Source organism: Campylobacter concisus, from assembly GCF_002165775.1.
GTDB classification, from domain to species: Bacteria; Campylobacterota; Campylobacteria; order Campylobacterales; family Campylobacteraceae; genus Campylobacter_A; species Campylobacter_A concisus_E.
Genome location: NZ_NDYP01000002.1, coordinates 312,430 through 326,211, shown reverse-complemented (window position 1 = coordinate 326,211; position 13,782 = coordinate 312,430). Strand labels below are relative to the sequence as shown.

The 13,782-nt window shown below is 37.4% G+C and carries 12 protein-coding genes, 1 tRNA gene and 1 pseudogene; 8 read left to right on the top strand and 6 right to left on the bottom strand.

The window, feature by feature from the left end; translation table 11 throughout:
• Window positions 1-49 precede the first annotated feature (49 nt).
• The 4 genes from B9N66_RS02625 to B9N66_RS02610 form a co-directional block, all read right to left on the bottom strand.
• Entirely contained in the window at window positions 50-835 is a 786-nt protein-coding gene (locus B9N66_RS02625) for a TatD family hydrolase (protein WP_087579772.1), read from the bottom strand.
• Entirely contained in the window at window positions 832-2,088 is a 1,257-nt protein-coding gene (locus tag B9N66_RS02620) for a GGDEF domain-containing response regulator (RefSeq protein ID WP_087579771.1), read from the bottom strand. The genes B9N66_RS02625 and B9N66_RS02620 overlap by 4 nt, the downstream gene beginning before the upstream one ends.
• An 88-nt stretch (window positions 2,089-2,176) precedes the next feature.
• Window positions 2,177-3,697, bottom strand: coding sequence for an AAA family ATPase (locus B9N66_RS02615; RefSeq protein WP_180382051.1), 1,521 nt, complete (start codon window positions 3,695-3,697; stop codon window positions 2,177-2,179).
• The gene (locus B9N66_RS02610; RefSeq protein WP_087579875.1) at window positions 3,690-4,565 is read right to left on the bottom strand and encodes an NAD(+) kinase; all 876 of its coding nucleotides are present in this window, start codon (window positions 4,563-4,565) and stop codon (window positions 3,690-3,692) included. The genes B9N66_RS02615 and B9N66_RS02610 overlap by 8 nt, the downstream gene beginning before the upstream one ends.
• 92 nt (window positions 4,566-4,657) lie before the next feature.
• Between B9N66_RS02610 and aspS the strand changes: the two genes are divergently transcribed.
• From aspS to B9N66_RS02580, 6 genes are all read left to right on the top strand, one after another.
• The gene (aspS, locus tag B9N66_RS02605) at window positions 4,658-6,415 is read left to right on the top strand and encodes an aspartate--tRNA ligase (protein ID WP_087579770.1); all 1,758 of its coding nucleotides are present in this window, start codon (window positions 4,658-4,660) and stop codon (window positions 6,413-6,415) included.
• A 186-nt stretch (window positions 6,416-6,601) separates the two neighbouring features.
• Window positions 6,602-7,171, top strand: a complete 570-nt coding sequence (locus B9N66_RS02600; protein ID WP_087579769.1) for an adenylate kinase — start codon at window positions 6,602-6,604, stop codon at window positions 7,169-7,171.
• A gap of 137 nt (window positions 7,172-7,308) precedes the next feature.
• A complete protein-coding gene (locus B9N66_RS02595; protein ID WP_087579768.1) occupies window positions 7,309-7,773 on the top strand; it encodes a hypothetical protein in 465 nt (154 codons plus the stop codon).
• A 71-nt stretch (window positions 7,774-7,844) separates the two neighbouring features.
• A complete protein-coding gene (locus B9N66_RS02590; protein WP_087579767.1) occupies window positions 7,845-8,180 on the top strand; it encodes a NirD/YgiW/YdeI family stress tolerance protein in 336 nt (111 codons plus the stop codon).
• Between the two features lie 70 nt (window positions 8,181-8,250).
• Window positions 8,251-8,769, top strand: coding sequence for an inorganic diphosphatase (gene ppa, locus B9N66_RS02585; protein WP_087579766.1), 519 nt, complete (start codon window positions 8,251-8,253; stop codon window positions 8,767-8,769).
• Window positions 8,770-8,892: 123 nt separating this feature from the next.
• Window positions 8,893-8,969, top strand: a tRNA-Ile gene (locus B9N66_RS02580).
• 111 nt (window positions 8,970-9,080) lie between these two features.
• Here B9N66_RS02580 and B9N66_RS02575 read toward each other — a convergent pair.
• Both B9N66_RS02575 and B9N66_RS02570 read right to left on the bottom strand, forming a co-directional pair.
• Entirely contained in the window at window positions 9,081-9,740 is a 660-nt protein-coding gene (locus B9N66_RS02575) for a M48 family metallopeptidase (protein ID WP_087579765.1), read from the bottom strand.
• Window positions 9,730-12,813 (bottom strand): type I restriction endonuclease subunit R, encoded by a 3,084-nt coding sequence (locus B9N66_RS02570; protein WP_087579764.1) that lies wholly within the window; start codon window positions 12,811-12,813, stop codon window positions 9,730-9,732. Before B9N66_RS02570 ends, B9N66_RS02575 begins: the two co-directional genes overlap by 11 nt.
• A gap of 127 nt (window positions 12,814-12,940) precedes the next feature.
• Here B9N66_RS02570 and B9N66_RS02565 point away from each other — a divergent pair.
• Window positions 12,941-13,198, top strand: a pseudogene (locus tag B9N66_RS02565) (type II toxin-antitoxin system RelE/ParE family toxin); the annotation flags it as partial.
• The gene (locus B9N66_RS02560) at window positions 13,185-13,457 is read left to right on the top strand and encodes a helix-turn-helix domain-containing protein (RefSeq protein ID WP_087579763.1); all 273 of its coding nucleotides are present in this window, start codon (window positions 13,185-13,187) and stop codon (window positions 13,455-13,457) included. The pseudogene B9N66_RS02565 and the gene B9N66_RS02560, both read left to right, overlap by 14 nt.
• The last annotated feature ends 325 nt before the right edge of the window (window positions 13,458-13,782 follow it).

Sequence of the window (13,782 nt, the reverse complement as noted above, 5' to 3'; positions counted from 1 at the left end):
TGTCAAAACTTAAGATGCTAGCATCTTAAACAAGTGCAACGCTCAAAATTTAAGCAAAGCACTTAAACAACCTTTTGGCATTATTTGAAGTTTTTTCACAAACAACTTCAAACTCAAGGTTTAAAATTTCAGCTATCTTTTTAGCAACAAATGTCGTAAACGCCGGCTCATTTCTCTTACCACGATTTGGTTCTGGCGTGAGATAAGGAGCGTCAGTTTCAATAACTATCCTATCAAATGGGATTTTTGGCAAAATTTCGACTAAATTTTTAGCATTTTTAAATGTTAAAACACCGCCTATGCCAAAGTAAAAATTCCCAAATTTACAAAGCTCTAAAAGAAGTGGCGAAGCATTATAACAGTGCAAAATCACTCCAGCTTCAAGCTTTGGTGCATACTCTTTTAAGATATTAAAAGAGTCCTCATTAGCCTCCCTAATGTGAAGAATAACGGTTTTTTTTAACTCAACAGCCAAATCAAGTTGAGCTAAAAAAATACGTTTTTGATCCTCTTTTTCTTTTATCTTTTCATTTTCATCTTTTGGTAAGCGAAAGTAGTCCAGACCACATTCACCTATTGCCACACACTTTTCATCTTTAGCAAAATTTCTTAAAATTTCAATGCTAAAACTCTCTTTATCATATGGATGAACTCCAGCGGCAAAGAAAACGTCAGAATTTTCATGCGCTATTTTAGCCGCTTTTGGTAAATCATTGATATCAGCTCCCGGGATAATAAAGCCTTTTAGCCCTAAATTTCTAGCTTCTTCTAAAATTTTATCAAGGTCAGGATCGTAAATTTTACTATCTAAATGACAATGCGTATCTATAATCATAAAGCTATCTCTACTCTGTTTCTACCATTTTCTTTTGCGGTATAAAGTGCTGAATCGCAAGCCTCAAGCATATCGTCTATCTCGCAATGACCATTGCCAAAAGATACACCTATTGATATAGTAACTTTTACTTTTTCCTTTTTTATAGTTACTTCATTTTCAGCCACTTTGGCTCGTAAATTTACAAAAAATTTAACAGCTTCTTCTTTGTTTATTTTTTTAAGGACAACGCAAAATTCTTCGCCGCCAAATCTAGCAACAATATCACTTCCTTTTGTATTGTCATTTAAAATTTTTGCGATTGATTTTAGTACCTTATCTCCGCCATCATGGCCATATTTATCATTTATCTTTTTGAAATAATCAACATCAATCATTGCAAAAGCGTAAGGCTCATTAGTCTCTTCAGCTACTTGAACATACTCTTCTACGTCAGAATAAAAAAATCTTCTATTATAAACTCCTGTTAAGAAGTCGCGATTTGCAAAATTTGCTATCTTGTTTATATTTTCCATCGCTTCGATCGTATTATTAACACGGCATATTAGCTCTTCTTTTGAAAATGGTTTTGCTATAAAATCGCTCGCACCATTTTTTAAAAATATTGATGCGTCAGTCTTTTCGCTAGGAGATGTCATAACGATTACGCCAAGACTATTTTTGTCTTTTTCTTTTCTAACCTCTTTTAAAACTTCAAGGCCATCTTTTACTGGCATTCTATAATCAGTTATTATAAGATTTATATCAGGATTATCCGCAAAATAGTTCATTGCCTCTTCGCCATGAGCAGCAGCTAAAACTTTAAATTGAAGGCTAGTTAATATCTTTTTTATCATATTTCTAAAAGGGAGCGAGTCTTCAACAACCAAAACCTTGTATTGTCTATTTTTGCTCAGTCTATTTATCATTTGGAAGATATAGTTGATATCGTCCATATTTCCTTTATAAACATAATCCACAATATCTTTATTTATAAAATTTTGCCTTGTTTCATCATCAATGCTACCTGTTAAAACGATAGCCGAAAGCCCTTTGGAAAGTGCATAATCAACGATCTCGCCATTTGGAGCATCTGGCAAATTTAAATCCAAAATAGTCATAAAATAATCTTTGTCATGCTCATTAATTAGCATTTGAGCCTCGGCAAAACTATATGCGACATCAATTGCCATCTCATCAATGGTCTTTTCCATTTGCATAACAATCAGCTTTGCTAACGCCTTATTATCATCAACTACAAGGATTCTTTCCATATTATTCCTACAAAAATTTTTATCAAATTAGTGGCGATTTTATCAAATAAATTTATTTACAAAGCTTAAATTAATAATTTAAATTAAGCTACTTTAAAAGCCCTTTGGCAAAATTTATCGCCTCTTCGCTTATATGTTCGCCACTTATCATGCGCGCAAGCTCATTTACACGCTCCTCTTTGTCAAGCTCTCTTACGACTGAGCTCTCGCCGTGACGCTCTACCAAAAAGTGTGAATTTGCCTTTGAACTAAGCTGTGGCTGATGTGAAATGGCAAAAATTTGATAAAAATTTGCAAGCTTAAGCAAAACATTTGCGATACTCATCGCCTCTTTTCCACTTAAATTTGCATCTATTTCATCTAAAATAATGACATCACCACCAGTTTTTGTGATCTCGCTAGAGGCAGCTATGAAGGCCAGCCTTAGGCGGTTTAGCTCGCCTGAGCTTAAATTTTTAAGCGAGGTCTCATTTAAATTTAGACAAACCTCATCAACACCTAAAATATCAAGCTTTTTGCCCTCAATCCTTAGCGTGATATCTGGCATATAAAGCTCTTTTAAATATGAATTTATCATACTCTCAAGCTCTTTTAAATTTACGCTCCTTGCCCAGCTTAAAGTGCTGGCTAGCTCATTTGCCTTTTTGCTTAAAATTTCAAATTTCTTCTCTAGCTCGCTCTTTTCAAAGCTTAAATTTTCATATCTAGCAAGCTCTTTTTCCTTTTTATCAAGCGTTTCTAAGGCCTCTTCCTCGCTGCCGTATCTTCTGATGATGGCATTAAGAGCTTCTATTCTATCAAGCACGCTCTCTACGTCGATATCGTCAAGCTCCTCCATATTTAGGCTATCTCTTGCGACCCTTAGCTCGTTCATTGCATCTTCAAAAAAGCCATTGTCAAGGTCACTGATGCTTAGCGCCTCATTTACGCTGTGCTCTAGCTCAAATATCCGCTCAGCCCTAGCCCACGCCTCATTTATCTTATCCTTTTTACTAAGCCTCTTTTTAGTCTCCATAAGCTCTTCAAACTCACCTTTTTTAGGCCCAACACTTCTTATCTTCTCGATCTCAAAGCTAGCAAGCTCCTTTAGCTCCTCGACCTTTTTCTCTTCCTCTTTTATAGTGGCTAGCTCTTTTGAAATTTTAGAAAATTCCAAAAAGGCCTCTTCAAATTCCTGCTTTGTCTCTTTAAATTTCTCATTTTTTGAAATTTCTAGCCTGTCAAGCAAATTTAGAAATTTCTCATTTTCAAACTCGTTTGCCTCTTTTGCCGAGAGGTATTTGATATGCTCGCGCGCCACTTGGGCTAAATTTTTCTTTGAGATGGCTTGTTGGTTTATAAAATACCTCGTGCTCTTATCTTTTAAAAGCTTGAAAATATTGACCTCTTCATTTTCTATGCCAAACTCATCAAGCTCAAATTTATGCTCCACGTCAGCTTCAATGAGCCTTGCCTCGCTATCTTTTAGGCCAAAAACAGCCATGATCGCACTCATTAGTACAGACTTGCCAGCGCCGCTAACGCCCGTAAATACACTAAGACCCTCTTTGAAATTTAGCTCAACATTTTTAAAATTTAGATAATCTTTAATCAAAATTCGATCAATCATTATAACCCCAGTGAAGTTTCTCTTTTAAAATTTGAAAATAATCTCTACCGATATGGCGTATCAGCCTAGCTTTTTTATCGCTGAGGCTCATGCTGACGGCTGAAATTTTACTCATATCAAACCTATCTTGACCGTCTATTACCAAAATAGCATCGCTTTTTGTCTTAAATTTAACCGTGTGATTTTTGGTAAGCACGACTGGACGCTGCGTGAGCGAGTGCGAACAAATGGGAGTTAGTGCAAAGACCTCGCTTAAAGGATAGATAATTGGGCCATTTGCACTCATATTGTAAGCCGTAGTGCCTGCTGGAGTGGCTGCTATGACACCATCACCGTAATACGAGTTAAAATATTTTTCATTTAAAAATGCCTCAATATGCGTCATTGAGCCACCATTTTTACTAACGATGACTGCGTCGTTAAATGCTATCTTTTGCTCAGTTTTGCCATCATTTTTGTGAAGCGTCACATCAAGCATAAAAGGCGTTTCCACCTCAAATTTATCATCAAAAAAGTCTTTAAAAAATTTCTCACTCTCGCCAATCGTGATGTCCGTTAAAAATCCGAGCCTACCAGCGTGTATGCCAAGAACAAGCGGCGAGATATGAGCTAGTTTTCTACAAGTTGAGATTATAGTGCCATCACCGCCAAGCGTGATTAAAAATTCGCACTCTTTTGCCAATTTTATAAGCTCAAAACCATTTTTTTCTATACGCTTGGCACAACTTTTCTCAAATAAAATTTCTGCGTTATACTTTTTTAAAATTTTTTCTAATTTTTCTAAATCTTGCCTAAACAATGGATAATCTTTCGCGATAAGTCCTACTTTTTTTGTGCAAAAAGTATTAAATTTTTGTTCATTTTTCATGTAAATGATTGTAACATATTTTATTTTAACAAAGCTTTTCAAAAGAAAAAAGCGATTATAATTGCCTAAAAAACATTGCAAAGGAGCATTTTATGCGAAGTCATTATTGCACCGATCTTAGCAAAGCTGATATCGGCAAAGAAGTAATACTTTGTGGCTGGGCAAACACATATAGAGATCATGGAGGCGTCATTTTCATCGACTTAAGAGATGTTAGTGGGCTTATTCAGTTAGTTTGTGACCCAGCTGACAGCAAAGAAGCACACGATATTGCTGCAAAAGTAAGAGATGAATATGTCTTAAAAGCAAAAGGAAAAGTAAGAGCTAGAGGCGAAGGGCTGACCAATCCAAAGCTCAAAACTGGTGAGATAGAAGTGATAGTAAGCGAGCTGATCATTGAAAACCCAAGTGAAGCGCTGCCATTTATGATAGGTGATGAGAGCGTAAATGAGGATATCAGGCTAAAATATCGCTTTCTAGATCTTAGAAGTGAACGCTTGCAAAATATCTTTAAAATGCGCTCTCGTGCAGCGATCGCAGCTAGAAACAGCCTAGACAAAATGGGCTTTATCGAGTTTGAAACTCCAGTTTTAACACGTGCAACCCCAGAAGGTGCTAGAGACTACCTAGTACCAAGCCGTGTATATCCGGGTCAATTTTATGCACTCCCACAAAGTCCACAGCTATTTAAACAGCTTTTGATGTGTTCTGGCTTTGATAAGTATTTTCAGATAGCAAAATGCTTCCGTGACGAGGACTTAAGGGCTGATCGACAGCCAGAATTTACCCAAATAGATATCGAAATGAGCTTTGTGGAGCAAGAAGATATCATAAATATGGCTGAAACGATGCTAAAAGATATCTTTAAAGCCTGCGGACACGACATCAAAACGCCATTTAGACGCATGAGCTACAAAGAGGCCACTGAGACTTACGGCTCAGATAAGCCAGACCTCAGATATGACCTCAAAATGGTCGATGTAATCGATATTTTTGAACGCTCAAGCAATGAAATTTTTAGCTCTATCGCAAAAGACAAGAAGAAAAACCGTATCAAAGCGCTAAAAGTGCCAAATGGCGACAACATCTTTAGTAAGCGCGAGATGAATAGATTTGAGGAGTTTGTGCGTAAATTTGGCGCACAAGGGCTTGGCTACTTCCAAATGAAAGAAGAAGGACTAAAAGGCCCACTTTGCAAATTTTTCGAGCAAAGCGATCTTGACGAGATCATCTCAAGATGTGAGCTAAAAGTTGGCGACGTAGTATTTTTTGGCGCTGGCAAGAAAAAAATCGTGCTTGATTATATGGGAAGATTTAGAATTTTCCTAGCTGAACAAATGGGTATCATCAATCAAGACAAGCTTGAGTTTTTATGGGTGCTTGACTTCCCAATGTTTGAGCAAAATGACGATGGAAGCTACTCTGCGATGCACCATCCATTTACTATGCCAAAAAATATAGACGAGCCTGATCTTGAAGATATCCTCTCTATCGCTCACGACGTCGTCCTAAACGGCTTTGAGCTTGGCGGCGGAAGCATAAGAATTCACAAAAACGACATCCAACAAAAAGTCTTTAAACTTCTTGGCATAGATGAAGCCGAGCAGCGTGAGAAATTTGGCTTCTTGCTTGATGCCTTGACATTTGGTGCGCCTCCGCATGGTGGTATCGCGATCGGCTTTGACAGATTAAATATGCTTGTAAATAAAGCAAGCTCGATCCGCGACGTCATAGCATTCCCTAAAACACAGCGCGCTCAGTGCCCACTCACAAAGGCACCAAGCCACGCCAGCAACGAGCAGCTTAGAGAGCTAGGACTAAGGATAAGAGAAAAAGAGCAAAAGGCTTAAAAATTTATTGCAATAAATTTAGACTTTTTGAATGTCTAAATCTGAGTTATTTTAAAAATTTAAATTTTTGAGATGATTTTGGATGTTGTGCAGAAAATTTCATCCCAAAGCTAGACATATAGTCTGCTGCAGGATGAAATTTTCAAACTCATCCAAAGGCGCTCAAAAAATATAAAAAGGGAAAGAATGAAGAATTTATTTTTAATCATCGGCGCTCCAGGCAGCGGCAAAACAACAGACGCATCGATCATCGCACAGCAAGATGAGAAATTTGCACACTTTTCAACTGGCGATCTTTTAAGAGCTGAAGTCGCAAGTGGTAGCGAGCTTGGCAAACTGATAGACGGCTTTATCTCAAAAGGAAATTTGGTCCCACTTGACGTTGTTGTAAATGCGATCGTCTCAGCTATCAAAAGCTCGAATAAATCAAACATCATAATCGACGGCTATCCAAGAAGCGTTGAGCAAATGACTGAGCTTGACAAAGTCTTAAGCGAGCAAGATAAAATTTCTCTAAAAGGCGTCATCGAAGTGGATGTTAGCGAAGATGTGGCAAGAGCTAGAGTGCTTGGCCGTGCAAGAGGCGCTGACGACAACAACGAAGTCTTTAATAACCGCATGAAAGTCTATCTTGATCCGATAAAACCTATCCGCAAATTTTACAGCGAAAAAGAGCTACTTCACGTGGTAAATGGTGAGCGTGGCATCGACGAAATCGTAGCTGATATCAAAAATTTACTAGCTAAACTTTTATAAACTCACAGACCTTGCATCAAAATGTGCAAGGTCCCAAAGAAATATCATTCAAATATACTTATTTTTAATTTTATTTTAAATGTAACTTCCTTACAATTCTAAACTTATTTTTAACAGGCCTAAACAAAGATGAAATTATGCATAAATTTAAATTTATAATACTATTTGCGATCATAGCCATTTTTACTTTGACAGGATGTGCCAAAAAGTACATAGAGATGGTTGAAAAGGATACTACATATAAGTACAGCAGTGCTAAAGCGGTTTGTGGCGAAACTGAACTTGATAAAAAGTTAGAAGGACACATAAATACATTTTTAAAAAAGAAAAACCAATACGGTGACGACCTAATCATAAAATGTGATATACAAAGAACAAAAAATGGAGTTAGGATTCTTAGACACTTAACCCTAGGCATAGGTGGTGCAGGTAAATCTGAAACTCTCGCAGTCATAAATTTAGTCGACCAAAGTGGCAAAGAGGTAGCCAAATTTAACGTTACTGTCGAGATTAGATATGGCTTTCTTGGTGGTAGCGCAGATAGAGCGCTACCGATTACCGCTAAAAATATCTATAAAATTGTTACAAAAGATTTTATGTAAAAACTTACCTTTTATTAATATCAAAAATATACTATCCCTTAAAATTTCACAACCAATTTTAAAGGATAAAAATGAAAAAAATTATAATCGCTGCAATATCTGCTAGCATTGCAATGGCTGGAGGTTTTGTCTCAAAACACCCAAGCAAAAATGTTATAAGCGTAAAAGATGCCTTAAAACTAAACGACGACACCAAAGTTGTGCTAGAGGGTAAAATAAAATCACATCTAAAATCAGACAAATATGAATTTATTGATAAAAATGGTGATGTCATTGTCGTTGAAATCGACAATAACAAATGGGGCAACATAACAGTCAATGAAGATACACCTTTACGAATAAGAGGCGAGATAGACAAAGACCTTACGAAAACAGAGATCGACGTAGATAGCGTAATCATAAGGTAGTTAAAATTTACACGCATTTAATGCAAAAAATACTAAAATCACGAAAATTTCTAACATAAAGGACGAATATATGGACGTTTCAAAAATCAAAGCTGGCTCAAACCCAGACAAAATCAATGCCGTAATCGAAATACCTTATGGCTCAAATATCAAATACGAGATCGATAAAGATAGCGGCGCAGTCGTGGTTGATCGCGTGCTTTACTCAGCGATGTTCTACCCAGCAAACTATGGCTTTGTGCCAAATACACTTGCAGCTGATGGTGATCCAGCTGATATTTTGGTTCTAAATGAGTATCCACTCCAAGCTGGCAGCGTCATCCCTTGCCGCTTAATAGGCGTTTTGGTGATGGAAGATGAAGCAGGTATGGACGAGAAGCTTTTGGCTGTGCCAGTTACAAAGATCGATCCAAGATATGAAGCGATAAAAAGCTACGAAGATTTACCAGTTGCAACGCTAAATAAAATTAAAAATTTCTTTGAAACTTATAAAATTCTTGAGCCAAACAAATGGGTTAAAGTCAAAGAATTTCAAGACGCAAATGCTGCAAAAGAGATTTTAGACGCTGCAATAAAAAATTATAAATAATTTATAAGCCCTATTTTAGGGCTTTTCTTTTTAAATTTGTTCGTTTTATACTCCACGTAAAAAAGGCTATTTTTTATATTTAGATAAGCTTTTTCTTGTATAATACGATTTTCTTTCAACTGTGGGTTCATAGCTCAGTTGGTTAGAGCATCCGGCTCATAACCGGATGGTCCCAGGTTCGAGTCCTGGTGAACCCACCACCTACTTTATCAACACTAAAAAATTAAAAATTTTTTATCACTTTTCCTTAGGTTTTAAAATATTTTTAAAATACAAAAATGTTTAATAGTCCAAAATTTAAGCCAAATTTTCTAAACTCTTTCTAAAATTTCCTTGCGTTTTTGCCAGTCAGGCATATAAAGCGTTAGATAGTCATAAAATTTCTTTGAGTGATTTGGATAGAGCAGGTGAGCAAGCTCGTGAAATACAACATATTCGATACATGCTTTTGGTTTTTTTATAAGCTCTATGTTTAAATTTATATATGATTTATACGGATTGCAGCTCCCCCATCTTGTTTTCATCTGTCTTATTTTTACGCTTTTGATATCTTGCTTTACTATCTTGTTAAACTCTTGCAAGATGTTAAAAAAATATAACGTCGCCTTTTCATAGTACCACCCATAAATCAAATTTTCTTTTCGCTTTAGGTCGCTTTTATCTTTTACAAATAGCTCCAGATAACCTCTTTGTATCTTTACGCGCTCCTCCTTAGATTGCACCACTTTTAGCCGGTAGCTTCGTCCAAGATAGCTAAAATCTTCGCCGCTTACATACTCTTTTTGCGGCGTCTTAAACGAAGCAAAAAACGCCCGTTTTTGCGATATCCACTGGGCTCTTTTTTGCATGATAAATTTTATATGCTCATCGTTTGCCGAATTTGGCGCAGTTAGTATCGCTTCGCCGTTTGGCCTAACTTTTAAAGTGATATTTTTTACATCTTTTTTGATGATTTTTACGTCACTTTGCATAAAAGCTTATCCCTATACCACGGATAGTTTGATAAATTTTCTCTTTATCATCGATAGATACGCCGTATTCGTCCTCGACATCCCAAAGAGCGTCTTCCATCGCGCTTGTTATCTCGTTTTCCACGTCCATATTTTTGTGCCATTCTGGTTTCTTTGAGGCCTGCTCGTAAATTTCATAAAATTTCATACTCAAATTTTTAGCGACCGTCTCTATATCTGCAAGCTCCACATTGCCTAAAATGTCAAGCAAATTATCATAAATGGCAAACAAAATTTCCTTGCCGTTAAACTCTTTTGGATATCTATCTTCGTTTGGTTTTAAAGCTCCTGTTATCAGATCTTTTAGCTGTTTTGCTTTGGCAAGTTTTTCTTCTTCGCTAAGTCTTTTAGCCTTATACTCGTCGATGACGTCTTGTATCTGTTTGGCTATTGATTTATAAAACGCTGGATTTGACTCCATTTTTTCTTTTACCACCGCACTTACGGCGCTGATTATCGTATCGGCTTTTGCATTTTTACCTTCGACTCTTTGCACCTCATCATCAAATTCCGTCTCAAAGATATTCACGAGTTTTGTAAGCTCATTGACCTCTTTTGCGCTCACATAAGTATCAAGCAACTTTTGCATCTGTGCTTCGTATTTGCCAAAGTCGCAAGCCTCATGATACCTTAGCTGCACCGCCTTTCTTAGCTCGTTATAAAATTTAACCCTTTGCTTATAAGCTTTTATCTCCTCTTCGCTTAAGATATCGCAAATTTTCTCACTCGAAAGCGCTAGTTTAAAAGCTCTAGCAAACTGCGACAGCCACTCTTTAAAGTCGTCTCTTTTTTGCACATCCTCTAAAACTGCCACATAACTCTCCAAGTCGTCTTTAAATTTGACATCGCTAAAAAGCCCGTCTAAATGAGTATAGTAGGTCTTAGCCTTTACGATCTCACTTCTTACGTCTATCACGGCCCCAGTTAGATCCTCCGGGTCAAAGCCACTTAGCGACGCATAGCTAGTAAGCGCCTCATCAAGCTCGCCTAAAAGCCCTCTATAATCAATAATGTAGCCATAATCTTTTCCGTCATAAAGCCTATTTACTCTAGCTATTGCTTGAAGCAGATTATGCTCTTTTAGCTGCTTATCTATATAAAGCGTGCTTGCTCTTGGCGCGTCAAATCCCGTCAAAAGCTTATCCACGACGATAAGCAAATCTATTTCGTCGCCGTTAACAAATTCGTCTTTTACGTACTTTAGATACGCCTCTTCGCTGCCGTACTCTTTTATAGTCTCTTGCCACGCCTTTGCGACGTACTCTTTGTGCCCGCCCTCAAGCTCCTCGTGCTCGTTGCTTGATATCACGTAGGCACTCCGCAACTCTGCAAATTCTTCAAAAATTTGATGATATTTTATGGCGTCGTATTTTCTTTGCGTAGCTAACATCGCTTTAAAGCCGCCTTTTGCCATCTTTAAACTCTTTTTAAAATGCTCATTTATATCAACCGCTATGAGCTCTAGCCTTTGCTCACTCGAAGCCACACGCTCAAACCTCGCCCACTTTTGTTGCAAGTCTCTTTTAGCCTCATCGCTTAACTCTTTTGATATGAGATCAAATTTCCTAGTTAGCCCATCAGAGTCTAGCACCTCTTGACCGACGTATCGCCCCTCGTAAAGTAGCGGCAACACGGCTCCGTCTTTTACCGCATCATCTATCGTGTATCTATGTATTTCTCCGCCAAATTTGGCAAAGCTGTTTTTCTCGCGTTTTAAAAGTGGCGTGCCAGTAAATCCTATATAACAAGCAAGAGGCAACGCCTTTTTCATAGCCTTATGCAGATCGCCGCCTTGCGTGCGGTGGCTCTCATCTACTAGCACAAATATATCGCCGTCTCTTACCGCTACCTTTTGGTTTTTTACCTTTTCAAATTTATGCACGAGCGTAGTTATCACGCTAATGCCGCTTTGAAGCTTTTCTACCAGATCGCTTCCGCTACTTGCTCGCCCTGCTTTTACGTCCGTGTTTTCAAAGGTCTCGTGTATCTGCCCATCTAGATCTATCCTGTCAGTTACTACGATGATCTTTGAGTTTATGTAAATTTGCTTTAAAAGCTTTGTTAGCATCACCATCGTGAGCGACTTGCCACTTCCTTGCGTGTGCCAGATGAGTCCGCCCACTCTTGCTCCGTCTTTTTTCGCCGATACCCTCTTTAGTGTCTCCTCGATAGCGAAAAACTGCTGATAGCGGCAAACCTTTTTCATTTTCTTATCAAACACTATATAGTGCCTAACTAGCCTTAGCAGTCTATCTTTAGATAGTAGCGCAAAGAGCGTCATATCAAGCGCACTCACCTCTCTACTATTTATCACGCTCTTTAGGCTCTCTTTTGCTTTTGCTTCGTTCTGCTCTTTCCACACGCTATAAAATTTAAACGGCGTTCCAGTAGTGCCGTATCTTGCCCCGCTTCCATTTGCTGCGATGGTTAGCTGGATGTATTTAAAAAGATGCGCTATCTCATCTTTGCCCTGCTCTTTTTCAAGCTGTTTTATGCCGTTTTCAAAGCTTACGCTTGATTTTTTAAGCTCGATCACGACTATTGGTATACCGTTTATAAAAAGCACAATATCAGGCCTTCTGTGCTTTTGCACATCGCTCTGGCTTACTCTGCTTACTTCAAATTCTTCCGTTGCATAAAAATCATTGTTTTGTAAATTTTCAAAGTCTATAAATTTAAAAGAAAAGCTCCTCCTCGTCCCATCTTCTAAATTTTCTTCTAAACTGGTTCCAAGCAAGAGTAAATTTGTGATCCTTTCGTTTGCGACCATTAGCCCTTCGTTTAAAGATACCCCAGCTAGCTCATCGACCGCCTTTAAAATGTTACTTTGGCTAAATTTATATCGCTTGCCCTTATACTCGTAGCCATTTATCTCGCCAAGCTTTTTGATCAAAATTTCCCTAAACAAAACCTCGCTTGATTTACCGCCACGAAGCCTTAAATTTTCCTCCCTGCTTATAAATTTATAGCCCGAGCTTTGAAGTAAATTTATGCTGTTTTGCTGGATCTTATTTTCTGAAGTATCTGGGGTCATTTTTTTGCTCCATTTTTATCACGTAAAAGTGCCTTATATTCTTTGGATAGTTCTATCAAGTTAAGATTGCTTCCTTGTGGCTGTGAAATAATAGGATACTTAGAATACACAAGCCGGTCTCAGGCAAAGAGGTTATAAAATGTTCGAGCTCTTAGAGGCTAGGGGTAATACCTTAGGGGAGCCGTACACCAAAAGCCTAAATGACGGACTATTTGAGATACGTATAAAGTCGGATGAAGGTATAGCTAAAAGCATATATTGTTATGAAATCGGCAAAAGAATAATAATCCTGCTAACTTTTGTCAAAAAAACGCAAAAAACGCAAAAAAGCATACTAAATTTGGCGGAACAAAGATTAAGGGAGTTTAAAGATGGGAACCGTTAATTTTAGAGAAGTTTTAAAAGAAGAGCTAAAAAATCCGGAATTTAAAGCGCAATACGATGCGTTAGAGGACGAATATAAAGCCATAGAAGCTTTAATAGACGCCAGAAGCGAAGCCGGGCTAACTCAAAGCGAGCTAGCTAAAAGGATGGGCATAACCCAATCAGCCGTAGCTAGGATAGAAAGCGGAGCGTATAATATCAAGTATAAAACATTCTTTAACTACATAAAAGCTTGCGGTAAAAGAGTGGCGATAGTTTGAGTGAGATTAATTATCTAGCAAATACTCAAGTCAATACAGAAGAAAATATTAAGCTTTGTTGATTATCAAATCGGGGCTTTTTTGCAAATACGACTGTTAGTAATTTGGAAAAAATAAGATCGTTATGGTATAAATATATTTTTAACACGATAAAATCGAGATTTTTAATACGTCTACAAAAATAAATACGGCTATATTATAACGATGCTTGTTTTATTAAATAATCTTAATCCCACACAAAAATACTCTTCTTTTTGATTTTTATTTCTTGCTCAAAAAACAATCTCTACTTTAATCTTTATTTATGCTATATAAAAACCAACAA

Coding starts and splice junctions, on each gene's coding strand:
- B9N66_RS02595 (WP_087579768.1), top strand. CDS start 7,309: ATGCATAAATTTAAATTTATAATACTATTTGCGATCATAGCCATTTTT.
- B9N66_RS02590 (WP_087579767.1), top strand. CDS start 7,845: ATGAAAAAAATTATAATCGCTGCAATATCTGCTAGCATTGCAATGGCT.
- B9N66_RS02620 (WP_087579771.1), bottom strand. CDS start 2,088: ATGGAAAGAATCCTTGTAGTTGATGATAATAAGGCGTTAGCAAAGCTG.
- B9N66_RS02560 (WP_087579763.1), top strand. CDS start 13,185: ATGGGAACCGTTAATTTTAGAGAAGTTTTAAAAGAAGAGCTAAAAAAT.
- B9N66_RS02615 (WP_180382051.1), bottom strand. CDS start 3,697: ATGATTGATCGAATTTTGATTAAAGATTATCTAAATTTTAAAAATGTT.
- ppa (WP_087579766.1), top strand. CDS start 8,251: ATGGACGTTTCAAAAATCAAAGCTGGCTCAAACCCAGACAAAATCAAT.
- B9N66_RS02625 (WP_087579772.1), bottom strand. CDS start 835: ATGATTATAGATACGCATTGTCATTTAGATAGTAAAATTTACGATCCT.
- aspS (WP_087579770.1), top strand. CDS start 4,658: ATGCGAAGTCATTATTGCACCGATCTTAGCAAAGCTGATATCGGCAAA.
- B9N66_RS02575 (WP_087579765.1), bottom strand. CDS start 9,740: ATGCAAAGTGACGTAAAAATCATCAAAAAAGATGTAAAAAATATCACT.
- B9N66_RS02610 (WP_087579875.1), bottom strand. CDS start 4,565: ATGAAAAATGAACAAAAATTTAATACTTTTTGCACAAAAAAAGTAGGA.
- B9N66_RS02600 (WP_087579769.1), top strand. CDS start 6,602: ATGAAGAATTTATTTTTAATCATCGGCGCTCCAGGCAGCGGCAAAACA.
- B9N66_RS02570 (WP_087579764.1), bottom strand. CDS start 12,813: ATGACCCCAGATACTTCAGAAAATAAGATCCAGCAAAACAGCATAAAT.